The 23,437-nt window shown below is 67.3% G+C and carries 21 protein-coding genes; 9 read left to right on the top strand and 12 right to left on the bottom strand.

The annotated features are described in order from the left end of the window. Positions 1-51 precede the first annotated feature (51 nt). On the top strand, positions 52-726 hold the full coding sequence (locus tag NA11_RS20050) for a DUF8020 domain-containing protein (RefSeq protein ID WP_069163469.1): 675 nt from the start codon (positions 52-54) through the stop codon (positions 724-726). 113 nt (positions 727-839) lie between these two features. Further along, on the top strand, positions 840-1,289 hold the full coding sequence (locus NA11_RS20045; protein WP_084654826.1) for an STAS domain-containing protein: 450 nt from the start codon (positions 840-842) through the stop codon (positions 1,287-1,289). A 55-nt stretch (positions 1,290-1,344) separates the two neighbouring features. Here NA11_RS20045 and NA11_RS20040 read toward each other — a convergent pair whose 3' ends face one another. Then, complete coding sequence (locus tag NA11_RS20040; protein ID WP_069163467.1) at positions 1,345-2,409, bottom strand: DoxX family protein; 1,065 nt, start codon at positions 2,407-2,409, stop codon at positions 1,345-1,347. Positions 2,410-2,640: 231 nt separating this feature from the next. Between NA11_RS20040 and NA11_RS20035 the strand changes: the two genes are divergently transcribed. Next, positions 2,641-2,925, top strand: coding sequence for a hypothetical protein (locus NA11_RS20035; protein ID WP_069163466.1), 285 nt, complete (start codon positions 2,641-2,643; stop codon positions 2,923-2,925). Positions 2,926-2,949: 24 nt separating this feature from the next. Here the strand turns inward: NA11_RS20035 and NA11_RS20030 are convergent, their stop codons facing one another. The 4 genes from NA11_RS20030 to NA11_RS20015 form a co-directional block, all read right to left on the bottom strand. Beyond that, complete coding sequence (locus NA11_RS20030; protein ID WP_069163505.1) at positions 2,950-3,822, bottom strand: alpha/beta fold hydrolase; 873 nt, start codon at positions 3,820-3,822, stop codon at positions 2,950-2,952. Between the two features lie 98 nt (positions 3,823-3,920). Beyond that, positions 3,921-5,570 carry a steroid-24-oyl-CoA synthetase gene (casG, locus tag NA11_RS20025; RefSeq protein WP_069163465.1) on the bottom strand — a complete coding sequence of 550 codons (1,650 nt, stop codon included), beginning with the start codon at positions 5,568-5,570 and terminating at the stop codon, positions 3,921-3,923. Next, entirely contained in the window at positions 5,571-6,770 is a 1,200-nt protein-coding gene (locus NA11_RS20020) for a serine hydrolase domain-containing protein (RefSeq protein ID WP_069163464.1), read from the bottom strand. It lies immediately after the preceding gene. Further along, positions 6,767-8,137 carry a flavin-containing monooxygenase gene (locus NA11_RS20015; RefSeq protein WP_069163463.1) on the bottom strand — a complete coding sequence of 457 codons (1,371 nt, stop codon included), beginning with the start codon at positions 8,135-8,137 and terminating at the stop codon, positions 6,767-6,769. The genes NA11_RS20020 and NA11_RS20015 overlap by 4 nt, the downstream gene beginning before the upstream one ends. Positions 8,138-8,373: 236 nt before the next feature. Between NA11_RS20015 and NA11_RS20010 the strand changes: the two genes are divergently transcribed. Further along, positions 8,374-9,003, top strand: a complete 630-nt coding sequence (locus tag NA11_RS20010) for a TetR/AcrR family transcriptional regulator (protein WP_069163462.1) — start codon at positions 8,374-8,376, stop codon at positions 9,001-9,003. 160 nt (positions 9,004-9,163) lie between these two features. Then, on the top strand, positions 9,164-9,940 hold the full coding sequence (locus tag NA11_RS20005) for a DUF6319 family protein (protein ID WP_069163504.1): 777 nt from the start codon (positions 9,164-9,166) through the stop codon (positions 9,938-9,940). A gap of 1 nt (position 9,941) precedes the next feature. Here the strand turns inward: NA11_RS20005 and NA11_RS20000 are convergent, their stop codons facing one another. Next, the gene (locus NA11_RS20000; RefSeq protein ID WP_084654823.1) at positions 9,942-11,882 is read right to left on the bottom strand and encodes a GGDEF domain-containing protein; all 1,941 of its coding nucleotides are present in this window, start codon (positions 11,880-11,882) and stop codon (positions 9,942-9,944) included. Positions 11,883-12,327: 445 nt separating this feature from the next. Here NA11_RS20000 and galK point away from each other — a divergent pair, with 445 nt between their 5' ends. From galK to NA11_RS19985, 3 genes are all read left to right on the top strand, one after another. Further along, positions 12,328-13,452, top strand: coding sequence for a galactokinase (galK, locus tag NA11_RS19995; protein WP_084654836.1), 1,125 nt, complete (start codon positions 12,328-12,330; stop codon positions 13,450-13,452). A 222-nt stretch (positions 13,453-13,674) separates the two neighbouring features. Further along, the gene (locus NA11_RS19990) at positions 13,675-15,393 is read left to right on the top strand and encodes a sodium:solute symporter family protein (protein WP_069163461.1); all 1,719 of its coding nucleotides are present in this window, start codon (positions 13,675-13,677) and stop codon (positions 15,391-15,393) included. Between the two features lie 9 nt (positions 15,394-15,402). Beyond that, positions 15,403-15,657 carry a hypothetical protein gene (locus NA11_RS19985; protein ID WP_069163460.1) on the top strand — a complete coding sequence of 85 codons (255 nt, stop codon included), beginning with the start codon at positions 15,403-15,405 and terminating at the stop codon, positions 15,655-15,657. Positions 15,658-15,741: 84 nt separating this feature from the next. Here the strand turns inward: NA11_RS19985 and NA11_RS19980 are convergent, their stop codons facing one another. Then, complete coding sequence (locus NA11_RS19980; protein ID WP_069163459.1) at positions 15,742-16,203, bottom strand: SRPBCC family protein; 462 nt, start codon at positions 16,201-16,203, stop codon at positions 15,742-15,744. 275 nt (positions 16,204-16,478) lie between these two features. Here NA11_RS19980 and NA11_RS19975 point away from each other — a divergent pair, with 275 nt between their 5' ends. Beyond that, on the top strand, positions 16,479-16,967 hold the full coding sequence (locus NA11_RS19975) for an FBP domain-containing protein (RefSeq protein WP_069163502.1): 489 nt from the start codon (positions 16,479-16,481) through the stop codon (positions 16,965-16,967). A 234-nt stretch (positions 16,968-17,201) separates the two neighbouring features. Here NA11_RS19975 and NA11_RS19970 read toward each other — a convergent pair whose 3' ends face one another. The 5 genes from NA11_RS19970 to NA11_RS19955 all read right to left on the bottom strand — a co-directional run bounded on the left by NA11_RS19970 (position 17,202) and on the right by NA11_RS19955 (position 23,423). Continuing rightward, positions 17,202-18,677: a PepSY-associated TM helix domain-containing protein gene (locus NA11_RS19970; protein WP_069163501.1), complete on the bottom strand. Its 1,476-nt coding sequence runs from the start codon at positions 18,675-18,677 to the stop codon at positions 17,202-17,204. Between the two features lie 254 nt (positions 18,678-18,931). Then, entirely contained in the window at positions 18,932-19,495 is a 564-nt protein-coding gene (locus NA11_RS19965) for a hypothetical protein (protein ID WP_084654820.1), read from the bottom strand. A 173-nt stretch (positions 19,496-19,668) separates the two neighbouring features. Then, positions 19,669-21,327, bottom strand: a complete 1,659-nt coding sequence (locus NA11_RS19960) for an acyl-CoA synthetase (protein ID WP_069163458.1) — start codon at positions 21,325-21,327, stop codon at positions 19,669-19,671. A gap of 164 nt (positions 21,328-21,491) precedes the next feature. Further along, complete coding sequence (locus tag NA11_RS45720) at positions 21,492-21,659, bottom strand: hypothetical protein (RefSeq protein ID WP_167837685.1); 168 nt, start codon at positions 21,657-21,659, stop codon at positions 21,492-21,494. Positions 21,660-21,797: 138 nt separating this feature from the next. After that, positions 21,798-23,423 (bottom strand): acyl-CoA synthetase, encoded by a 1,626-nt coding sequence (locus NA11_RS19955; protein ID WP_069163499.1) that lies wholly within the window; start codon positions 23,421-23,423, stop codon positions 21,798-21,800. Positions 23,424-23,437: the final 14 nt, after the last annotated feature.

Genomic DNA, 23,437 nt, shown 5'->3' with positions numbered 1-23,437 from the left:
CCGCGGAGCGCGCGCGGCGGATGCCGCGGTGCGAGAAGATGAGGGAATCCCATGGGTAGAACAACTTTCGTGACGGTGCTGGTCACGGTGGCCGCCATGATCGGTGCGGCGGGCATGTCGCACGCCGAGGCCGCGACCTCCGAAATCCACTACACCGCAGGCGTGGTCGACAAATCGGTCGTGCTGACCACCGACGCGGGATCGCTGACCACCGACAACGGGCGCTTCCTGGTGAACGACAGCACCGGCCGGCTCCTCGTGTCGATGCCGCTGACCTATCAGCGCGACGACAAAGTGTGGCCCATCACAGCGACGATCGACGGCAACACCGCGACGCTGACGCCGAACACCGACCCCGCCGCCGCAAAACCGGCACCGCCGGAGCTGCGCGACATCGCGATCGATCCGCAGTCCACCGACTTCAACACCGCCGTGATGAACTTCGCCACCGTCGCAGGCCTCGGCGTGGCGCTCGGCACGCTGATCGGCACGACCATCGGCGCAGGCATCGGCTGTGTGGCAGGCGGCGCCTTGGTCGGCGCCGCGGCGGCGGTGCCGACGATCGGAGTCCTTGCCGTGCCGGGGTTCCTCGGCGGTTGCCTGGTGACCGGTGCGGCCGCCGCCCCGATCGGCGCCGTCATCGGCACCATCGCCCTCGGTGTCCCCGCGGCGATCATCGGCGGGCTGCTGTTCGCAGGCGCGCTCGGCAAGCAAGCCGCGAGCTGACCTCATGCTTGCGTACGCACTCTTGCGATAACGCTGCTGTACAGCGCCGACCGGCCGTGCTTCACTTGGTAGACAGGTCTGTCCCGTGGGGCGGCAGACCGAGGAGTCGGCATATGGCCAGCAGTAACGACGAGCGGAGCGCCGCCGCGGCTCCGGGCCGGTCGGTGACGAGAGTCCCTGGCATGCTTCGTTTTTCGGTGTGTCGACCGCGTCAGCACATCGCCATGATGCGGGTGGACGGCGAGATCGATCTGTGGACCGCGCCGAGCTTCCGTGATCAGGTGTCGCGGGTGCTCGGTGCGCGGTCGTCCGTGGTGGTGCTCGATCTCTCGCCGGTCACCTTCCTGGCGGCCGCAGGCCTCCAGGTCCTGGTCGACGCGCAGGCACAGGCCGAAACGACCCGGCGCAGAATGGTATTGATCACCAAGGACCGGTGCGTCGACCGTGCCATCGAGGTCACCGGCCTGGCGCCGAGCTTCCATCGGGTGCGGTCGCTGGATGCCGTGCTGGCCGAGAGTGTGCCGGGGTTCGTCGAGAGCGTGGGATACGGAGAGACCGCGTAGATCTCGGACGCGGGTGGCCTCCGGCCGGTGGAATGCCCCCGCGTCCGAACGAGTCTCAGTGCAGTTTCGACTCGACGCGATGCCGTGCGGACTCAGCGAACCGACCGCCACGCTTACGCGCGGTGTCGGCGAGCTCGGGACCACGGTCGCGGGCGGCCTCGGCCAGCGCGGCGCCGCGTTCCTTCGCCAGCTCGCCGGCCACCTCGGCACGCTCCCGCGCCAACTCCGCGGCCAACTCCGCTCGTTCCCTGGCGATCTCGGCCCATTCGGCGCCGCGGTGCTTGGCCACATCGGCCAGTTCCGCGCCGCGCTCCTTGGCGAGTTCGGCGAATTCGGCGCCGCGGTGCTTGGCGACGTCCGCCCACTTCGGGCCCCGCTCCTTGGCGAGTTCCGCGAGTTCGGCGCCGCGGTGCTTGGCCACGTCCGCCAGTTCCGCCCCGCGTTCCTTAGCCGTCTCGGCCAGGGGAGCCGCGTGTTCCTTTGCGGCAGCGGCCCATTCCGGCCCGTGCTGCTGCACGGTCTCGGCGAGCTCGGCACCCTTCGTCGCGGCGACGCTGCCGAAAGAGCTCGCTGCCGATGCGACTTCGTGTGCCCGGCGGCGCAATGCCTCCGCCGTCGCGCTGTCCGACGACCCGGTGAACGGGAGCGCCGCGCTCACGGTGGCGGCCGCGTCACGGGCGGCCCGCCTGCCACGCCAGCCGAGCGAGGGCTTGCCCTCGGTATCGGCCGCGGCGATCATCAGCCCGCCGAGCAGGCCGAGATCCTTGAGGAAAGCGTTGCGCTTGCTTGCTTTCAGCGCCGGATCCGGTTCGTTCCAGAAGTCCTGTTCGGTGATCGTGGCAGGCACGACCGTCGCCGCCAACACGAGCGCGGCCAGGCGCGGCGCCTTACCGATCGCAAGCAGCACACCACCGACGACCTGGGCGCCCGCGTTGACCTTGACCACGGTGCCCGGATCGCTGGGCAACTTTGCGGCGTACTGCTCGGGCAACTGTCGTTGACCGCGCTGCACCAATTCGGTCGCTGCCTTGACGCGGGATTCCGGGCGACGCAACGTATCGACACCCTCCACGACGAAGACAGTGGCCAGTAGTGGGCGGGCAAGTCGGCGTAACAACATGACGGATCCCTTTCCTCGACGGCTCTCTTCGACCGGGTTCCCGGAAGGTCTCGCATCAAACCCGGCTGACGGGCGGTAACGGACGTATCGGACTCTGAAACTACACCGAGTAACGGCAAATATCAGGCTAACGATCTGAAGGGTGTTCGAGGTGTTAAACGATCTTCGAACGGTCTACCCGAAGGGAGACCGAAGTCGGTTCCCGCTCTGCTCCGCCGGAGGTACCCCCTGATGAATTCCGATACGGCCCCAACGACTTTCGAGGAGATCGTCGCCCCGCTGCCGTCCGCGCCCTCCTGTACCTTCCGCTTCGACACCGTCCCGTGCCGACATCGGGCGAATTGGTTCATTCGCAAGCGCGCCTGCTGTCACGCGTCGGGCATCGACTTCATGTGCGATACGTGCCACACGCGGATGCGCTGGTTGCTCACGCTCGGTGTCGAATTCGAGTGCATGGGTTGTGGCGCGCGCTCGGACAGCTTCGCCACGATGTACCCGGCTTCCGGGGAGCTGTGAGCGGGTCGGCCAGGGCGGGTGAGCTCAGGAACCGGCCGCAGCCTCCGGCATCGCCACCCGGCTGGTCGCCGCGAGGAAATCGGTGATGACCGAGGTGACCCGATCCGGGTCCTCCATCATCGGCAGGTGACCGCAGTCCGCCAGCTCGACCGCGGTGTGCGGGCGCAGCGTCCGATTGAGCCTGGCGCCTGCGCGCGCCGAGAGGATGCGGTTCTGCTTGCCCCAGAGCGTGCAGATCGGCGGGAACCCCGGCGGCGGCGTGAACGTGTCGAGCGCTGCGAAGGCAGGGAAGTCCTGGACCAGGCCGTCCAGCGCGCGCAGCCTGCCGCGATCGGACCAATGCGCGCGCAGCCGCGGCGAGTTGTACAGCCGCTGGCGGCGACCGCGCGCACCGAGCTGGCTGGCGATGATCAGCGAGACCGCAGGGCCTGGCAGCGCGAGCCTGCGCGCCAGTGGCGCCAGCGGAAGCCGCGCGTCCGCCCAGGCCAGTCCCGCCGACTGCCCGGAGCTGACGGTCTTCGCGGTCAGCGGATTGATGAGCACGAGTGCCCGCACCCGATCCGAGCGCCCCATCGCATAGCTCAGTGAGGTGGCGCTGCCGAGGCAGTTGCCGACAAGTGCGACATCAGTAAGGCGGTGCGTCTCCAGGAACGCGTCGAGCATGGCGACGTAATCGGCGAGACGGTAGCCGTCGGCGGGCTGCTCGGAGTCCCCGTAGCCGGGCAGGTCGAGCGCGAAGACCTCGTGCGCGCGCCGCAGTGCCGCGATCTGGTCGTCCCAGATATGGCGTTGGGTGCCCGCGTTGTGCAGGAACACCACCGGCGCGCCGCTGCCTGCGCGCTCGAAGGCCACGGCCCTGCCCCGGTACTCGAAAACCTGATGCTCGGAAACGTCCACGTTGACTCCTTGCGAGCGGCCGGGCGACACAGGTCGCCCGATCGTCCGCAATTTTACGCTGTTGTCATCCGCTGAGCTCGGCCTTCGGCGCGACCGGGTCAGACCTCGATGGCGGTGCGCACCACCTTGCCGGTCGCGTTGCGCGGCAAGTCCGTCGTGGTGAGTCGCCAGCGGGCAGGCACCTTGTAGTAGGCGAGACGCTCCGCGGTGAACGCGCGCAGCTCGGCTTCGGTGACCGGCGCGCGGTCGTCGACCACGACGAGCGCGGCGACCTGCTGGCCGAGATCGGCGTCGGGAACGCCGATCACCGCGCACTCGCGCACCGCGGGATGCTCCTCCAGGCACTGCTCGATCTCGACGGGATAGACGTTCTCCCCGCCGCGCAGGATGAGATCCGAGCGCCGGCCGGACAGGCGCAGCCTGCCGTCGGTGCGCACGCCGATATCGCCGGTGCGCAGCCACCGATCCGCGGTGACGGCCGCTGCGGTGGCCGCCTCGTCGTCCCAATAGCCGAGCATCACATACGAACTGCGCACGCAGATCTCGCCTTCGGTGCCGTCGGGTACCGCGTTGCCCGCGCTGTCGCGGATTTCCACGCTGACACCGAGGACGGGGCGACCCACCGTATCCGGGAACGCCGCGAGTTCGGCGGGACTGGCCATGGTGGCCGCGGTACTGCATTCGGTGAGCCCGTAGCTGGTGACCAACGCGGTTCTGGCGATCGGAAGTCGTTCGCGCAGTTGCTGTTGCAGTGCGGCCGAGGACGGCGCCGAGTTCAGCGAGAACGAGGTGAGCGAGGACAGGTCGTAGCTGGACAGGTCCCGCTCCAGCAGGCGGGTGGCCATGGTCGGCATGGCGCCCCAGTTGGTGACGCGCTCACGGGCGATCAGGCGCAGCACCTGATCGGCATCGAACGAGCCACGATAGAGCACCGCGGCGTCGCCGGTCACCAGCCTCGGCACCACCAGGTTGTGCAGGCTGGCGATGTGGAACAGCGGCGAGGTGAGCAGATAACTACGGCCGCTCGGCAATTCGGCCGCGCCGGTGAACTCGGCGGCGAGCGCGTCGTTGAACACGTGGTAGCCGATCACCGCGATCAGGTTTCGATGCGAGTGCACCGCGCCCTTCGGTCGTCCGCTCGTCCCGCTCGTGTACAGCACCACCGCCGGATCGTCCTCGTCGACCTCCGCGAGTGGGAGTGTGTCGCAGGCGAACTCGTCGATCAGCGCGGGCACGTCGTGCTCCATGGTCAGCACCGGAACGCGAATGTCCAACTCCGCGAGCAGCGCCGCGCGTTTCGCGTCGACGACGAGTACGGCGGGCCTGGTGTGCGCGACGCCGTAGGCGATCTCGCGCGGCGCCCACCAAGCGTTGTACCCCACCGCGATCGCGCCGAGACACTGTGCGGCCCAGAACGTCAGCACCCATTCGGCGGTGTTGGCGGCCAGAATGCCGACCCGGTCACCCTTCTCGACGCCGTATCGGTCCCGCAACGCCGTGGCCAGCGCGCCGACCGCGGCCGCGTGCTCGGTGAACGACATCCGGCGGTCCTCGGTGACCAGGTAGTCGCGCGCGCCGTGCACGGTCGACGCGGCGAGCACCGCACCGAGCGATGTCTCCCGGTGCCGCAGCACCGGCAGCGGCACGCCGAGCACGTCCTCGACCACCATCTCGCACCGTCCGCCAGGCCCGGTCAACCGGGCGGCCGCCGCGGCGGCGAACGCCTGCGGGTCGAAAGGCTCTGTCATCTATCGCACTTTCTCTTCGGCGCGTACGGCCCCGAACACCGCACGCAGATAGCCGTCGGCCCGCTCCGAACCGATCAGTCCCGGCGCCATCTTGTTCATGGTGTACGCGAAGGTGATTCGGTGGTCGAGATCGTTCACCACCATCGCACCGCCGTAGCCTGCCCACCAGCAGACGCGGCCGTCGGGCACTTCCGGTGCGGTCTGCGGCTGCGGCAGGCCGTAGCCGATGCCGAACCGCAGCGGCACCAGCAGCGCGAGATCGACGCCGTCGGACTGCTGTTCGAAGATGAGCTCGATGGTCTGCTCGGACAGGAAGTGTCGCCCGTCGAGCACGCCGCCGCAGGAGACGAGCGACTGCACCCGCGCCACCGAGCGGGCGTTGCCGTGGCCGTTCACCGCGCCGATTTCGGCCTCGCGCCAGGCGCGGCTCGAGGTCTCGGCGATGTCGAGCAGCGGGCTGGTAAGAGTCTTGACCAGGATGCTCTCCTGGTCGAGTGCGGCCATGTCGAATTCGAGCATGGGCGGCGGGACGAGGGGCGCGATCCGGTGATGGTGCTGTGACGGGGTGCCGATATGGAAGTCGGCGCCGAGCGGCCCGGCCAGTTCGGCGGCGAAGAACTCGCCGAGCGTCTGCCCGGTGATGCGGCGGATCACCTCGCCGATCAGATGCCCGTAGTTCAGCACGTGGTAGCCGGAGGCGGTGCCTGGCGCCCACCACGACGGCTGGGCCGCGAGGCGGGCCGCCGCGGACTCGGCGTCGTAGATATCGTTCAGCTCGATCGGCGGCTGCCAGCCGGAGACGCCGGAGGTGTGGCCGAGCAGCTGCCGAATCTCGATGTCGCCCTTGCTGTTCGCGGCGAACTCCGGCCAGTAGTGCGCCACCCGCTGCCGCACATCCAGCGCGCCGCGGTCGACGAGTAGCAACGCGCTGAGCGCGGTCATGGTCTTGCTGATCGAGAAGACGTCGACCAAGGTGTCCTCGGTCCACGGCATCGTGCGCTCGGGGTCGCGGTGCCCACCCCAGAGGTCGACGACGGGCACGCCGTCCACGGTGACGCAGATCGACGCGCCGAGTTCCGCGCCGGAGTCGATCTGGGCCGCCAATTCCGTGCGCACGTCCGCGAATTGCTCGGCGCAGAATCCCGAAGTCGGCCCGCCCGTCGCACTGCCCGTCGCGTCGCTGCGCGATCCTGAACTCATCGGATGTCCGCCAGGACGCGAGCGGGCACCGGCAGCGGATTTCCTGCGGCGGCAGCACGTTTCGCGCCGTTGGCCATCTCCCGCTGCATGTTTCGCACGTAGGGTTCGAACTCGATCTGGATGGTGTGTCGCGGCGAATCGTAGTAGCGGTCGGATCTGGCGGCTTCGGCCGCGCGGATGGCCGCGTCCATCTCCGCCACCGGCGGCGGCAGGTACTTGCCGGTCAGGTAGGCGGCGACGAACTTGCTCTGCTGCTCGGCGAAGTTCACCAGGGTCGGCAGCGGTTGCGCGAGGCCGAGGAAGAACAGGCTCGGCACCCCCGGTTTCATCATGTGCTGGAACAGCGGGAACCGATTCCTGTTGTCCGGCAACAGCTCCGGCTCGCGCAGGAACGGAAAATTGATGTGATAGCCGGTGGCACAGACGATCACGTCCACCTCCTCGGTGCTGCCGTCGGCAAAGCGAACCCGCGGCCCCTCCAGTGCGGTGATGGCCGGTTTGAACGCGATATCGCCACAGCCTGCGCGATGCAGGAACTCCTCGCTGGCGGAGGGATGGGCTTCGAACGGTCGATGATCCGGCTTGGGGAGACCGTAGAACTCCATGTCGCCGCGGAACTTCCGCACGAATCGCTGCTTGAGCTTGAGCGCCACCTTGCGCGGAATCCACGGTGGCACCGATTGTTTGTCACCGACCTTGCCGTGCACGTATTTCGGCAGCACCCAGACGCCGCGCCGCGCCGAAACGGTCAGTTTCGCGGCGAGGAAGCGCTGCGACAGCTCCGAGGCGATATCGAGACCGGAATTGCCCATGCCGACGACCACGACTCGCTTGCCGCGCATGTCCACCGGGTCGAACGGATCGTTGTAGGCATGGCTGTGCAGCAGCACGCCGTCGAATTCGCCTGGGTAATCCGGCAGATTCGGGTCCCAGTGATGACCGTTGCACACGATCAGCGCGTCGTAGGCGCGGGTCATGCCGTCGCTGCTGGTGACGAGCCAGCTGCCGTCGTGCTGTCGCTCGGCCGCGGTCACCTTGGTGTTGAACAGGATCTTGTCGCGCAACCCGAAGTGGTCGACGTAGTCCTTGAAGTACTGGAACAGCTGCGAGTGGTGTGGGAAGTCCGGCCAGTCGGCGGGTACCGGATAGTCCTCGAAGGCCAAGCGCCACTTGGACGTATCTATATGCAAACTTTGGTAGCAGGCCGACATGCCGTTGGGATTGCGGAAGTACCAGTTGCCGCCGACCTCGTCGGAGGCTTCGAAGCAGTCGAACGGAATGCCGTGGTCCTGTAGGCGTTTGGCGGCGGTGATCCCGGACGGGCCCGCGCCGATCACGCCGACGCGGGGGAGTTCGGTTGGAGTCATGCACGTGTCCTCGTACTCGGCGGGCCGTCACCTGCCTGCGGTGGCGCCGCGGCGCCGACACCGTCCGTAGCCGCGTGCGGCCCGGAGTGACGTAGGCAACAAACTAACACTCGGTAGACACAGTGTCTAGTGAATGACATTCTGTCTAGTGAGCGCGGAAGAGCGTGCGCACCCGACTAGACTTGCTCGGCGAAACTCGCACGTCAGCAGAACTTTCGACCGACACGAGGTGGCCGTTGCCGATCAACCCGAACCCGTCGGGCAGCAACCTGCGCGACGAACAGAAGCTGCAGACCAGGGCCCGGCTGCTGGCCGGAGCCAAGGAGCTGTTCAGCACCCGCGGCTACGCGGCGGTGCGGGTCGACGACATCGCCGCGGCCGTCGGCTGCAGCCGCGCCACCTTCTATCTGCACTTCACCGGCAAGCTCGAGGTGCTGCGTGCGGTCGCGGAACAAAGCACCGCGCCGAGCGCACTGCGCTTCTACGAAGATTTGGATCGGGTGCTCGACACCAGATCGCGCGCCGAGTTCGTGGCCTGGGTGACCCGCGCCATCGCGTGGTTCCACGAATATCGGGATCTGCTGCCCGCCTGGGACGAGGCCACCGCGCTGGAACCGGAATTCCGCGAGATCGCCCGCAACGGCATCCTCGCGCTGCCCAATGCGATGCCGTCCTACCTCGCCCGCTGGCCCGCCGAGCGCACCGACGAGGCGCGGCTGCGAGTGGAACTGCTTGTCGCTCAGCTCGAGCGCTTCTTCACCCGCTGGGCCGTGCAGGGCACCATCCACGTCTCGGCCGAGCGGGCCGCCGAGGTGCTCGCCGATATCTGGTTCCCCGCGTTGCAGGCGCCGGTCGACGAGGGCTGAGTGGCCGGTGGTTGTGCCGGAGCACAGCTGTAGCTCGCGGTTCGCTGACGCGGCGAGCACGGTGTTCTGCGACTCGATTTCGTAGCAGCCTGCAAATCTGTCGGTGCGGTGCGGCATCATCTGTGCACGCAGCCATCCACGAATATTGCTCGGAGTCACCATGCCGTCGCCCAAAACCAAGCCCAAGCCTTTGTCGGACAGTGAGATTGAGCGGATCGCCACCGATATCGCCGGCGGCCGCCCGCCCATGGTGTGGTTCACCGCCGCCGCGGTGGGCGTGCCGGAAGGACGGTCGGGAAAGGTGATCTCGCTCGGCGACCCGGCCGACGGAGATTTCCTGCAGGTCCGGCCTACCGGATCCAAGGATGTACTGTCCTTTTCTCCGACAGAAGTGACGTTGACCAAGCCGCCACGAGGGGCGGCCGTTTCCACTGCCCAGCCGAAGTCGACAACCAGGAAGGAATCACCCGTGACCCAGCCGTCGACCTTGACGAGCACTGCGACATCAACCCCCAGTTCCGTCACGCCGCCACCGGTCGTCCCGAAACCCGTTGCGAGCACGCCGGAATCCGACGAACAGGACAGCGGCGCCACCAAGGCGCCCGCCGCGAAGCCTGCGCAAAGCGGTGCCGCTGCCAAGCCTGCCAAGGCGGCAGCGCGGCCGAAGGCGAAGACCCCCGAGGTCACGGTGACCCTGACCGGCACCGCCGACGGCGAATGGTCCGTCGACGTGGTCAGCGGCAAGAAGCGCGCCGTGCGCGGCCTGGCCGTGCCGAGTTCCGCTGTGGCACAGGCGGCGAAGATCCTGCATCCCGAGGTGGCCGATGTGGTGGCCGGCATCCTCGACGCGGCACGGGAAGCGCAGGAGGCCAAGGTGCAGCAGCTGCAGGCCGAGCTCGAGGCGGCCAGGAAGCTGCTCGAAGAGCTGGTCGACTAGGTCAGACCGCGGTGCTGGTGGATCTGGTGCCCGCGCGCCAGGTCCGCCGCCGCGCCTCGCTCGGGGTGCGGCGTGCGGCTTCGTTCGGGAGGTGCCGGGCGGTCTCGATCGCGGCGGGCCTGGCACTCTCGCCCTGCGCGGTTGGCGCGTCGTCGACCGGCATAGGTCGGGCGCTCTCGCCCTGCGCGGTGCGCGGGCCGGCGACCGGCACGGGGCGGGCCCCCATCCCCTGCGGGTATCGGACACTGTCGGCCTGCGCATGTCCGGTGCCCGCATCCTGCGCGACCCGGAGACCGTCGCGCTGTGCGTATCCGACAGCACTCCCTCGCGGGTATCCGACAGGATCGCCCTGCGCATATTCGACACTGTCGACCGGCGCGTATTCGGCAGGGTGGCGGTGCGTGAATCCGGCATTGTCGCCCTGCGCGTTTCGGGCATTGTCGCCCGGCATGTTTCGCGTGGAATCACTCTCGGAGTTGTGCGCGTCGTCGTGGAACGCGTATCCGAGGGTGTATTCCTTCGCGTAATACATCGCCGAATCCGCCTCGCGGATCAGGTCATAGACGGTGAACTCGGTGCCGCGCGGGCAACCGCAGGCAATCCCGATGCTTGCCGTGATCGGAATTTCGCCCGCGCTCAACTCGAATGGCCGCACGAATGCGCCGAGTAGCCGCTCGGCCAATGCCGCGGCCGCGTTCCGGTCCAGCGGGGAGAGCACGACGAATTCGTCGCCGCCGTACCGGGCAACCACATCGTCGCGACGCACCACCCGCCGAATTCGCGAGGCGGCGTTGGCGATCAGCTCGTCGCCGACCGCGTGCCCGTAACTGTCGTTCACCATCTTGAAGCCGTCGAGATCGATGAACAGCAGGCCGAGCGGTTGTTCGCCCCAGCGCTCGGTGTTCTGGTTCAGCGCACGCAGCAGCGCCGTGCGGTTCAACAACCCGGTGAGCATGTCGTGGTCGGCCTGATACTGCGCGCGCCGCTCGCTGCGCGAACTGCGCACGATGGCGCGCTCGCTGCGCACCAGGACGCCGATGAGCAGCAGCGCGAACAGTGACGACACCACAACACGATCGAGCATGCCGAGCGAGGAACCGACCACGGGAACCAGCGACGCCACGATCAACGCGACCGCGATCAGGCTGGCGCGCTGGCGCGAGCGATGCGGGTGGATCCGCCGCGGTGTGCCGAGGCCTGCCATGGTCGGGTGCAGCGCCGCGACGCCGACGGTCGCGTAGGCGGCGAGCATCGGGGCGATCAGAATCTGACGGCCGATCATCGCGGTGCCCGTCGCCGCCTCCAAGCTGTAGGCGAGATCGACGACCAGCACGGCGGTCAGCCCGAAATGCAGCAGCCGCAGCGAGGTCTCCGCGCGGGTCGAGGTGGCCATCGAATGCGCGACCAGCGTCAACAGCAGCGTGTCGAGCACCGGATAGGCGGCCGCGACCAGCGTGTCCAGCGCGCTGGCAGGCAGTCGCAGGATCGGTGAGATCAGGAAGGTCCAGCAGGCCAGTAGCGCGCTGAGCCCGATCAGGCCGGAGTCGAGCAGCAGGTCGTAGTTGCCGCGAACCTGACGCGGCCGCAACCAGTTCAGCGCGGCCAGGCCGACGCCGAAGTAGCCGAGCAGGATGAGCGCGTCGTCGATCCGCACCGTGGGATCGACGATGCTGTGCAGCCCGGTCCCGGTCGCGCAGAGCACGGCCGACACCGAAAGCAGATACCAGGGCACCGGATGTGGCGGCCGATGGACGCGCAGGCCGATGCCGATCATGACGAGCGTGCCCGCGAGCACCGCCGCCATCATCGACAGCGACAGCACCGGGGAATCGGCGGTGGTGTGCACCGCGATCGCGACCGCGCTTCCCCCCAGAAGCAGTGCGTACCAGCGTGTCTTGAAGCTATGTCGCTGGAATGCCGACGGTACTTCGCTGACTGTCATCAGCCCCCCTTGGTCGCTCCATCCCCTGTGAACCTGAACCGGGCCGCGCAGTAGGTTTATGTCTTTCCGTCACTGCGCCGTTAACGATCGGACTTCTACGATCGTTGTGCCTCGGACACCGGCTCTAATGCTGTCGGTGACCGAGAACCGAGTGGTGCATGAGCCGACGTCCCGACTGACCGCAGCGCGCTCGACAACCAAACCTGGACAACTGATTTGATCATGGCACGTCATACGGTCCCTTGTCGTGCACTTGGCACAACGAGGGGGAAATAATGCCCGCCCAGAAAAGCCCGGCCCATTCGCGGACCGGCACTGCATCATCGAAATCCATGGTGCCTCGCAAACCCGAATCGCGCACCCTCGGCACCGGAAAGCAGTGCTCCTGCGGCGTGTCTCGTAACGTGTGGCGAGCCAGGAGGAGACGACGGACAGCGAGGTGCCAGTGCAGACGTGGGTAGCGCCGGGGCGGGTCAACATCATCGGCGAGCACACCGACTACAACGACGGCTTCGTGCTGCCGATCGCGTTGCCGCTGGTGGTCGCGTGCGCGGCGACCCCACGCGCGGACGGCACGGTGCGCGTGGTCTCGCGGCAGCGCCAGGACGAGACCGTGCTCGTCCCGGTGGCCGGGCTTGCCGCCGAGCGTGCTCGGGTGCCCGGCTGGTCGCGGTACCCACTCGGTGTTGTTGCCGAGTTCGTCCGGCGTGGCCATCCGATCGCCGGCGTCGATCTCGCGCTCGACGGCGCCGTGCCGATCGGTGCCGGGCTGTCGTCCTCGGCTGCCCTGTCCTGTTCGGTGGCGATCGCACTGCGTGACCTGTTCGCGCCGGACGTCACCGATCGCGAGCTGATCGACCTGGCCAGGGCGGCGGAAAACGACTATGTCGGCGCTCCGACCGGATTGCTGGACCAGTCGGCCTCGATCCTCTGCACGGCGGGGCACGCCCTGTTCCTCGACGTACGCCGGTTCGCCGCCGCAGCCGCGACGGATGCTGTTGCACACGAACAGATTCCGTTCGATCTGGAGCGATTCGGGTTGGCACTGTTGGTGATCGACACCGGCCAACCGCACCAACTGGTCGACGGCGGGTACGCCGAGCGCCGCGCCCAATGTGAAGCTGCCGCCGTCGAACTCGGCGTGCCCGCGCTGCGCGATGTCGACGCGGTGGCGGTGGTCGAGCGAATCACCGACGCGGTGCTGCGTCGCCGGGCTCGACACGTCGTCACCGAGAACGTCCGCGTGCTCGAGGTTGCCGCAAAATTGCGAGCAGGGGAGGATCCGCGCTCGATCGGTCCGATCCTCACCGAGGGGCACGCCTCGCTTCGCGACGATTTCGAGGTCTCCACCGCCGCGCTCGACACCGCCGTGGTCGCCGCGAACGAAGCAGGTGCCTACGGCGCGCGGATGGTCGGCGGCGGATTCGGCGGCAGTGCCATCGCACTCGTCGAACGCGCACAGACCGATGCCGTGGTGGACGCGGTGCGGAAGCGGTTCGCCCGCTCGGGTTTTGCCGAGCCGCGCACCTTCGTCGTCGCCCCGGCCGCGGGCGCGCACCGCGCCGACTGAGCGAGGCGTCCGGTTTTTGTGCCCGATTGTGGCCCGCCGGTGCGGCACAATCACGCAGAGTAGGTGTCGGCCGACACCATTCGGCCGGCGACGGGTGAGTCGCTTGCGCCATGCAGTACCCGTAGACGCACGATCTCGTACCACGAACGATCTCGCTCGACGCCCGGTTTCACCGCCAGGAGGGACACTGTGCCGCCAGCCGATTCATCTGTTCTGACGTCCGTGCTCGCCGAGCCGCCATCGACCTATCTCGAGGCGTCCGAGACGCTGCGACTCGACGCGGCTCCGGTCGACTTCGCTCTGGTCGCCTTGTATTTCGTCTTCGTCATCGGCATCGGCCTGCTGGCCAGACAGCGCGTCTCGTCCAGCATCGACTTCTTCCTCTCCGGGCGATCGCTGCCCGCCTGGGTGACCGGCCTCGCCTTCATCTCCGCGAATCTCGGCGCCGTCGAGATCATGGGCATGTCGGCCAACGGCGCCCAGTACGGCTTCCCCACCTTCCACTACTTCTGGATCGGCGCGGTCCCGGCCATGCTGTTCCTCGGTGTGGTGATGATGCCGTTCTACTACGGCTCGAAGGTGCGCAGCGTGCCCGAGTTCATGCGCAGGCGCTTCGGCACCGGCGCCCATCTGGTGAACGCGCTGAGCTTCGCGATCGCCCAGGTGCTGATCGCGGGCGTCAACCTGTATCTGCTCGGCACCATCCTGAATGTGCTGCTCGGCTGGCCGCTGTGGCTGTCGGTGGTGATCGCCGCGGTGATCGTGCTCTCCTACATCACCCTCGGCGGTCTGTCCGCCGCGATCTACAACGAGGTGCTGCAGTTCTTCGTCATCGTCGCCGCGCTGCTGCCGCTCACGCTGGTCGGCCTGCACAAGGTCGGCGGCTGGGATGGGCTGCGGGACAAGGTGACCGCCTCGCCGGGCGGTGCGGCACAGCTGGAGTCGTGGCCTGGCAACGCGCTCAGCGGATTCAGCAGCAACTTCCTCTCGGTGATCGGCATCGTCTTCGGTCTCGGGTTCGTGCTGTCGTTCGGCTACTGGACGACCAACTTCGTCGAGGTGCAGCGTGCCCTGGCGACGCACTCGATTTCGGCCGCGCGGCGGACGCCGATCATCGGCGCCTACCCGAAGATGTTCATCCCCTTGATCGTGGTGATTCCCGGCATGATCAGCGCGGTGCTCGTCCCGCAGATGAGCGAGTACAAGGCGGCGAAGACGGCGAATCCGGACTTCAGCGGCGACACCACCTATAACCAGGCGTTGCTGTATCTGATGAAGGACGTGCTGCCGAACGGCCTGCTCGGCGTCGGTCTGGCCGGCCTGCTCGCGGCGTTCATGGCGGGCATGGCGGCCAACATCTCCGCGTTCAACACCGTGTTCAGCTACGACCTGTGGCAGCAGTACGTGCGCAAGGATCGCCCGGACGGCTACTACCTGAACATCGGCAGGCTGGCCACCATCGGCGCGACGGTGGCGGCGATCTTCACCTCGTTCATCGCGTCGAGCTTCAGCAACATGATGGACTACCTGCAGACGCTGTTCAGCTTCTTCAACGCGCCGCTGTTCGCCACCTTCATCCTCGGCATGTTCTGGAAACGGATGACGCCTGCCGCGGGCTGGATGGGTCTGGTCTGCGGAACCGGTTCGGCCATCGTGGTTTTCATCCTGCACGAGACCAACGTGTTCGAATTGTCCGGCCAGGGAGCGAGTTTCGTGGCCGCCGGTGTCGCCTTCGTGGTCGACATCGTGGTCAGCGTGCTGGTCACCCAGGTGACCCAGCCGAAACCCGTCGCCGAACTCGTCGGCCTCGTCTACTCGGAAACCCCGAAGGACGTGCGCACCGACCCCGAACAGGACTCGCTGCCCTGGTATCAGCGGCCGGTGCTGCTCGCAGGCATCGCCCTCGTCCTCGTCATTGCCCTCAATATTTTTGTCGGATAAGGAGCCGCAATGCTTTTCGACATCCGCACCATCGTCGGCGCCCTCCTCGGCAGCTACGGCATCATCCTGATCGTCACCGGACTGGTAAACGACACCGCCGCCGAGGAGGCCAAGACCGGCGGCATCAACGTCAACCTGTGGGCAGGCATCGGCATGGGGGTGGTCGCGCTGCTCTTCATCGCCTGGGTGGTGCTGCGCCCCGTCGCTGTCCCCGAGAAGTCGCAGGCGGCGGAGATCCCGGGCGAACCGTCCGACACACCCTGACCGCGCGAAACCCCACCCGGGCGGCCGGGTGGGGTTTCCATTGATTCGGTTGTGTCAACAGTGGCTATCTGTGCGCGAAGACGCTCAGGCGTCTGGACGCGAGATGTCGCCGCGCCAGGCGCCGGTCTCGTGACCTTGGCTTTCGATGAACTCCTTGAAGCGCTGCAGGTCGCCGTTGACGCGATGCTTCAGCACGCCGAGCTTGTCGGCGACGTTTTCCACGAAGCCCTCCGGATCGACCTCCATCTGGGCGGTGACCCGGGTGGTGGAGTCGTTCAGGCGGTGGAAGGTGATGACACCCGCGTGCTGGGGGCCGCTGTCGGACTTCCATGCGACGCGCTCGTCCGGATGCTGCTCGGTGATGGTCGCGTCGAATTCACGGGTCGACGGACCGACGTGGATGCGCCAGTGCGTGTGCTTGTCATCGAGTTGACGCACTTCCTCGACGCCCTCCATGAAGTGGGGGAAGGTCTCGAACTGCGTCCATTGGTTGTAGGCGGTGCGGACTGGGACGTCGACGTCCACCGTGGCGGCCAAGGTACTCACGTTTTACCCCTTTCGTCGCCCGACCCAACAGCCTCGCCGGGGCGGGCGCTCTATCGGTCGCTCTGCCGTGGGCGACTCAGGACACCGGCGACATACCCGCAGGGGACGGTGACAAACCGGGGCCTGCTGCGTGCTGCTCGACGCTGTAACCCTCTTCACAAGGCTTGATCTGCGGGTATTGCGGCGGGAAATGCGGTTGTTGGAACAGGGTCACACGCCGTAGTGTCACTGCGGTTTTGACCCCTACAAGATCAGAAATGGAGTACCGACACACCATGAAACCAGTGACTGAACGCGACATCAGGTCGTCGTTCATCAACTGTTCCAAGACCGAAGCCAAGAAGCTGCCGATGCCACGGGAGCTCGACGAGCGGCCATGGGACGATCTCGACTTTCTCGGGTGGAGCGATCCGTCGTTGCCAGGTCGGTGCTACCTGGTGGTCCCGAACGGTGACGACGAGCTCATCGGAGTCGCGCTGCGCTACGAAACCGGTGGCTCGGGCCGAGCGCAGATGTGCTCGATCTGCCTGACCACGCACACCGGTCACGGTGTATCGCTGCTGACCGCAGCCAAGGCGGGTCCGTCCGGGCGCAAGGGCAACACGATCGGCACCTACATGTGCACCGATCTGCTCTGCTCGCTCTACGCACGCGGAAAGAAGACTCCGGCGCTGGGCAACCGGTACCGGGAGAATCTGAATCCCGAGCAGAAGGTCGAGCGAATGCTTGCCAATATGCAGGCGTTCATCGCCAGGCTGTACTGAGCCCGCTCAGCACTGAGCGAGGGCAGCCGTAGCTAGACAATAGGTCCGCCTGGACCGCGACAGCGAAATGGAGGTAGATGCTATGCGCCGACACTTGACACTCGGCTCGCCGGACCCACACCCCGAGTTCTGCGACAGCGCAACAACACTCGGGGTGTACGGGGTTCCTCTCCGGTCGAGACGGCCCGGCCGCCACCAGCCGGACCGCCTCATCCGGAGAGGAACTCCCGCCCACTAAGCCGCGCGCAGCCTTGCTGTGACGCCGATCAGCACATCGATGACCACGAAGGCGAGCAGGCTCAGCCCGACCAGCGGGACGAACCAGCCGATCAGCGCGGCACCGAGCACCGCGGGCACCGCCAACCACAGCGGGGCCCTGCGCAACGCGCCGCGTCGAGGTGCCCGGCCCAACGCGAAGCCGCGGGCGCTGCGCGTCGGACGCCTGCGCCACCACATGAGGTAGCCACGCACCAGCACGGTGATCAGCCCGACCATGACCGCGAGCAGCAGGAGCTGGTTGAGCAACCCGAACAGCAGACCCATGTGGAACTGGATGCCCCAGTTGGTGAACTTGGCCATCAGCGGCCAGTCGGCGTAGGCAAGCCGGTCGGTGACCGCGCCGGTGGTCCCGTCGACCGCGACCGCGTCGACGGTAAAGGTGCCAGGCATCCGCCGTTCCTTCACCGCGAACGCCTGGTTCGGCTTGGTCGGGAAGGTGATCTCGGCGGCCTGGGCAACACCGTTGGCGCGGGCGACCTCGAAGACCTGGTCGACCTCGGCGATCCGGTCGGCCGGGTTCGCGGCCGGTGCCTGCGCATGCCCGCCGTGGTGGTCACCGCCCGAATCATGAACGGGCGCAGCGGCTCCCGGCAATGCCGTGGTGACCGCGGGGGTGGTCCAGCTGAGCCGGGTGCGCAGTTCGGTGATGTTCTCGCCCGCATAGGTGGACCAGGTCATGCCGGTTGCCGAAATCAACAGGATGATCGGCAGCACCCACATGCCGACCGATCCGTGCCAGTTCACCGCGCGGCCCCTGCCGTTCTGCGAACGATCCGGGGCGAACAGCCAGCGTGCCGAATTCCGGTTCCGGCGAGTGCGGACCCGGCGCCACCACAGGACGAGACCGGCCAGTGCGACGACCCACAGCCACGACGCGGCAAGCTCGCTGTACAGGCGGCCCGGCTCGCCGAGATGCAGATCGCGATGCAGGCGATCGATCCAGGTGCGCAACGGCAGCGCACCCGAGCTGCCGTACACCACCGAATCACCCACCGGCTGCGCCGTATACGGGTTGACGAACACCGCGCGACGTTCGGATTCACCGAGGGAAGGGTCGGCGAACAGCACCCGAGTGGTGTCCTCGGCGCCCGGCGCCGGCGCGACCGCGTTCAACGTCAGGCCGGGCTGTGTCGCGACCGCGGCATTGACCTGCTCGGACAACGGCTTTACCGGTCCGCTCGGCTCGACATGGAGCAGGTCGCGGGACACGAGGGATTCGAGGGTCGGGGAGATCGCGTAGAGGGCGCCGGTCACCGCGGCGACAAGAATGAACGGCGCGACGAAAATGCCTGCATAGAAATGCAAACGCATCGCCAAGGCGTACAGACCGTTTCGGGCCGCTGGTTTGGGTGTGTCCGCCAGGGTTTCCGATGCGGTCGGCTCGTCTTCGGGTAATTCGGCGTCGGGAGAAATAGCTGCTGTTGTACTCACGGTCATTCATTTCTGCGGGTCGGGAACCCGGTGCAGGGTGGCCGGGCGTCCTCGAGATGCGGGGCTGGATCGCGGTATCCGCTGGGCGGCAGCGCTTGCCGAGTGCGCGGCGACGTGTGCGTCGGCGATTCGACGGGGGAGCACGCCATTCGGGTGCGGTCTACTGGGACCGGTCCGATGACGTGCTCGGCGTTGCTCGCCGCGCAGACGATGCGCGCACCGGTGCGCGTTCGGCTACCGGGTGAAGGGTGAAATCAACTACCGACGGCGACGGGTGGCGCGCGGGTGCGCAGCGATTCGGTCGCGAAGAGCCGCAGGATGACGCGGTCGCGGTGGGTGGTGCGCAGCGGAGCGGGGTCCGCGAAGAGCGGCGGGGCGTTGCGAGCGGGCAGCACGCGCGCCAGCACTGCGGTGCCTGCGCGATATGCGACTTCGACGCCGCGGATCAGCACGGCCGCGGCGAGCGCGGCGATCACGTGCGCGAGGATCATGGCCGGACTCAGCTGAGCGTCGCCGTGATGCAGATGCCCCGAGCTGAATCCCATGGTGAGGTGGCCGAGCAACTGCCCGGCGACGAGCGCGGTGACCAGTCCGACCGTGGTGTCGCGCAGCGGCGCGAGCCCGGCCACCAAGGCGCCGATCACCGCCGAAGCGCCTGCCAGCAGGACGAGCGTCGTCCCGTCGGGTGTCACACCGCCGGACGCCCAGCCGTGTGCCGCAACGGAAATGGTCCCTGAGATCGCGCCTGCCGAACCACCGCGCACCCGCGCGACGGCGCCGCGATATCCCGCGACAGACCGGCCGAACTCGATACTCACGCGCTGATAGTAGCCGACGGATTTCCGGCCACCGCCCGGTCGGCCAATAGCAGACCAACAGCAAGGGAACCGTTTTTCGCGCCGATCACATGCCGATCACGGCCGGTGGTCCCGCTGATTTCCGCACGCCGATAATCGAATCGCCGGTGCGGGAAATCAGCGGGCGTCGTGCCTCAGTTCGCGTCGATCTCCATCTCGATCAGCGGCTTGCGCAGCAGCTTGCCGGTCGCGTTGCGCGGCAGCTCGTCGAGGAACACCACCTCGCGCGGCACCTTGTAGCGGGCCAGGTTCGCCTTGACGAAGTCCTTGATCTCCTGCGGGTCCCGCTTGGATTCCGGGCCTGGTACGACGAACGCCCGCAACCGCTTTCCGAACTCGCGGTCGTCGACGCCGATCACCGCGGCCTCGAAGATGTCGTCGCGGCCGGCGATCAGGTTCTCCACCTCGAGCGGGAAGACGTTCTCGCCACCGGAGACGATCATGTCGTCGTCGCGGCCGTCGATGTACAGCAGGCCATCGGCGTCGAAGTGCCCGACGTCACCGCTGGACATCATGCCGTCGACGACCTCCTTGGTGCGGCCGTCGGTGTAGCCGGTGAACGCGAAGCCGTTGTCGACGAAAATGGTTCCGGTGACGTTCGGTTCGGTGATCGGCTTGCGGTTCTCGTCGAGCAGCACGATCCGGATTCCGACCGGCGCCTTGCCCGCGGTGGTCGGCGACTTGCGCAGGTCCTCCGGAGTGGCGACGGTCATCACGGCGCACTCGGTGGAGCCGTACAGGTTGTAGAGGCTGTCGCCGAAGTAGTCGAGGGTGCGGGTGACGACGTCCGGCGCGATCGCCGAACCCGCCGCGAAGATCACCTTGATGCTGCGCGGGTCGTACTTGGCGAGCACAGCGTCGTCCAGGTCGAGGATGCGCTGCAGCATGGTCGGCACCACGACCAGTGAATCGGCCTGGTACTTCACGATATTCGCCAGCGTCAGCTCCGGATCGAAGCGGCGCTGCTGGAAGATCACTCGGTTGCCGAGGGCAAGGCCGATGGTGAACTGCGAAAGCCCGGTGCCGTGGAAGATCGGCGCCGCCATGATCATGGTGCCGTTGTGCGGCAGCGGCACCCGGTCGACGAACTGGGCCGAGGCGAACGGGCTCACCCGGTCGCGCGGCGCGCCCTTCGGCGTTCCGGTGGTGCCGCTGGTCAGGATGACCATGCCGCCCGGCTTCGCGGGCGCCGGCAGTGCGGCGGTGGACTGGCCTGCGCTCAGCGACTCGATGGTCGGGATGGACGGGTCGGCGTTGTCCTTGGCGTCCACCCACGTCAGCACCCGGGGGATCGCCGCAGGAATGGCGCTCATCAGGTCGAGGAACTCGCTGTCGTGCAGCACCGCCTTCACCTGCTCGCGCGTGGCGACGTCGGCGAACTGCGGCTTCGCGAACCCGGTGTTCATCAGCACCGTGCGGATGCCGAGCTTGCCGGCGGCGAGCAGGCTCAGCACCATGCCACGGTGATCGCGCGCCAGCACCGCGACCACGTCACCGGGCTGCAGGCCCTGCGCCGCCAGGCCGCGGGCCAGGGCGTTCGACTGCTCGTTGAGCTGGCCGAAGGTCAACTCCCCCTGCTCGTCGACGATCGCGCCCGCGTCGGGCCTGGTCTGCGCCGCGTGCATGACAACCCCGGCGAACGGCCCGAACTTGAGCACGTTGAACGCCGATCGCGCGGCGTGGTCGAGGCGGAGTGGATTGAACAGGTGCCGCTTGACCATGACGTTCACGCCCAGGGCGAGAACGCCTGCCTTGCGGGCTGTGCCACTCAACGCGGGGAAGGAGACAGACATTCGACAACAACCTTCCGGCGGTCGCACCCGGCGAGCTCGGTGGTGCGGACCGCTACTTCGGGATCCAGTGCTGCCGGTAACAATAGCAAGCATCTGTAACCCGATGTGTCATGTATCTCAACGCCTGCTACCGATGGGTAACCAGCGGGTGCCAACCGCCCATTTCAGGCGGTGATCCCCATCTCGGCGAGCCCGCGCAGCGACCGCAGATCTCGCACCAGACTACGACGCAGCAGCCAGCCGAGCAGCAGGACGACAACGCGATCGCTACCGCGCGGATGCAGCCGCGTCTCCAACCGAACGTGCAGCGACCGGGACTGCGTCTCGGTCATCGGTTCGCCTCGAGCGCGGCGAGCATCGCGGGGGTGTCGATGTAGGCGTCGATGCCGATGACCCGGCCCGACGAACAACTTCAGGCCACGCTGGACGGTGTGCTGCTGAACAGCAGGATCCGCAGGGTGTCCTGACGGTCAGGCCGGGACGTCGTATTCGATCAGCACGCGGCGCAGCAGCTTGCCGGTCGGGTTGCGCGGCAGGTCGTCGAGGAAGATCACCTCGCGCGGCACCTTGTAGCGGGCCAGGTTGTTCTTGACATAGGCCTTGATCTCTTCGCCGTCGGGCTGATGGCCCGGCTCGGGCACCACGAACGCGCGCAGGCGCTTACCGAACTCGGCATCGTCGACCCCGACCACCGCCGCGTCGTAGATGTCCTCGCGCTCCAGCAGCAGGTTCTCCACCTCCTGCGGGAAGACGTTCTCGCCGCCGGAGACGATCATGTCGTCGTCGCGGCCGTCCACCATCAGCAGACCGTGCTCGTCGAAGTGGCCGACATCGCCGCTGGACATGAAACCGTCGATGATCTGCTTGTGCCGTCCGTCGGTGTAGCCCTCGAACGGGGTGCCGCTGCGGATGAAGATGCGCGCGGTGGTGCCGATCGCGGTCACCTGCTTGTCGTTGTCGTCGTACAGGCGCACCTCACAGGTGATCGGCGCGCGCCCGACGGTGCCGGGGGCCACCGCAAGATCCTTCGGTCCGGCGACGGTGGCGACGGAACATTCGGTCGAGCCGTAGAGGTTGTGCAGGACCGGTCCGAACACCTGGGTGGCCTTGACGCAGAGCTCAGGGGACAGCGCGGAGCCCGCGAGCAGGATGCATTTCAGCGAGGAGGTGTCGTACTTGGCGCGGATCTCCGGATCCAGCTCGGTCATCCGGTGCAGCATGGTCGGGACCGCCACCAGCATCTCCGCCTTGTGCTCCGCGATCATCTGCAGCGTCGCCTCGGCGTCGAACCGCCTGCGCATCACCACCTTGTTGCCCATGGCCATGCCGACGAGCCAGGTGCCGAAGCCGGTGCTGTGGAAGATCGGCGAGACGATCACCTGAGCACTCTTGCTCGGGAACGGGATCCGGTCCAGGAACTGCGCGGTTGCCAGCGGCGACACCTTGACCCTGGTAGCGCCCTTCGGCAGGCCGGTGGTGCCGCTGGTGAGGATGATGAAGCCGCCGGGCTTGCTCGGGGGTGCCAGCTCGTCGGTGCTGTTCGCGGCGACAAGATCGTCGAGCGTCGTTGCTCCCGAGGGCAATTCGACATCGTCGTCGACCCAGGTGAGATACCGGGGCAAGTCGTCGGGCAGTGCGTCGAGCAGGCCGAGGAACTCGCTGTCGTGCAGCATTGCTTTGACGTTCTCGCGCTGGCAGACCTCGGCGAACTGCGGCTTGGCGAACCCGGTGTTCATCAGTGCGACCCGGACTCCGAGTTTGCTCGCGGCGACCATCGCGAGGATCAAGCCACGGTGATCGCGGGCGAGCACACCGACGACGGTGCCCTCGGTGATTCCGGCCGCCTGCAACCCGCGCGCGATGGCGGTCGACTGCTTGTCCAGCTCGCCGTAGGTCAGCTCGCCGCGCTCATCGGCCAACCCGGGGGAGTTGGGCGCGATGCGGGCGGAATGCCGGATCAGCGTGGCCTGTGGGCCGTAGATCTGCGATTCCTTCATCGTGCGAAGGGTTTCCAGTGGCTTGCGCGGGTCGGATACCCCGCGAGATCGGAGCACTCCGAGCGCTTTGACAGCCTCTAGCGCGTGCGCCACCTTCATGTCGAACACCTCCA

The sequence above is a fragment of the Nocardia altamirensis NBRC 108246 genome (assembly GCF_001612685.1).
GTDB lineage: Bacteria > Actinomycetota > Actinomycetes > Mycobacteriales > Mycobacteriaceae > Nocardia > Nocardia altamirensis.
Note: the sequence above shows the minus strand (reverse complement) of the source record. Positions and strands in the feature narration are given on the sequence as shown.